Genomic DNA, 1090 nt, shown 5'->3' with positions numbered 1-1090 from the left:
CTATTCAAACCATGATCAGAAATCCGCTGCGTCAACAGGTTAATGTTATCAATATTGCCAGTGAAGAAGAGCGAATTTCCCGTTGGGTGGAAACTTACTGGCCTGCATTGAAATTTCATCAGATACGCCTGAGTGACCCTCAACATCCGATTCTTAGAATTAGCGCAGAAAGGAATGAATTGAGTGAAAAATCACGCGGTGATTTCACTGCTGCTCTGAAAGAGAAATTTCCCTATATTGATTCAGTAAGGCTAGACGATCTGGAGGATAAAACAATCAGGAGCATTGCCAATCAAGGATTGAAAAAAATGGCGCTCTCATTTCGTGAAATAGACAATGGCGATACCATCACCTTTGTCATATTGGGCGTCATTGAGGATGGCATGCTCGAAAGTATCAAGAACTTTGTCAATCAATACTATCAACAGTGGGGAGGACGATATGTTCACTTTTCTGTTGAGCTAGAGACTGATTGGTTCAAAGATAAATCTTTTAAATTTGGCGAACAAAGCTATATCAAGCTTGGCGCTGGACATTGGTATTTCCCTAAAACTTAAAGAAGGCTTTTATATGAGTAACGTAAATACAAGAAGTACAGATTTTACATGGAATGGTTATTTGTCGAATAAATCATCAACGTTTGATAAAGGTGTGACAGAACTTAACTCAGAATTGGAGCTGGCGCTAGGCGAACTGGCAAAGGATCCCTCCAATCCAGAGCTGTTGGCGATTTATCAATCGCGCTTATCAGAGTATACGCTGTACCGTAATGCGCAATCTAACGTTGTGAAGGTCTACAAAGATGTGGGTTCGGCGATTATCACCAACTTCCGTTAATGTTGTTACCAGGAATAGGCTATGAATCATAACACCAGTATGGTGACACAGCTGTCTGGCAATTGGCATGATATTACCATGCCAGAATCTGCCCATGTGTCATTGGAAGATCGTCTTCTTCGCGCTTATGCGCGGGAATCGGTAAATATGTCTGCGGAACAGCGTGACGTGCTCTCATTGTTGGAGAACACCAATGCTTCAACAGATCCTGAAATGTTGGCAGAACTTCAACAGCGAACTTCTGACTATAACT

The 1090-nt window shown here is 41.8% G+C and carries 3 protein-coding genes; all 3 read left to right on the top strand.

Annotated elements, in window-relative coordinates:
• Positions 1–557: PrgH/EprH family type III secretion apparatus protein (locus J5224_RS29455; RefSeq protein ID WP_264628613.1), on the top strand; the 557-nt coding region annotated here is incomplete at its 5' end.
• 13 nt (positions 558–570) lie between these two features.
• A complete protein-coding gene (locus tag J5224_RS29450) occupies positions 571–837 on the top strand; it encodes a type III secretion system needle complex protein (protein WP_264628614.1) in 267 nt (88 codons plus the stop codon).
• 21 nt (positions 838–858) lie between these two features.
• A partial coding sequence (sctI, locus tag J5224_RS29445) for a type III secretion system inner rod subunit SctI (protein WP_264628612.1) occupies positions 859–1090 on the top strand: 232 nt, incomplete at its 3' end.

This window comes from Candidatus Symbiopectobacterium sp. NZEC135 (assembly GCF_025962695.1).
This window is presented reverse-complemented; position numbering and strand designations above follow the sequence as displayed.

Coding starts and splice junctions, on each gene's coding strand:
- J5224_RS29450 (WP_264628614.1), top strand. CDS start 571: ATGAGTAACGTAAATACAAGAAGTACAGATTTTACATGGAATGGTTAT.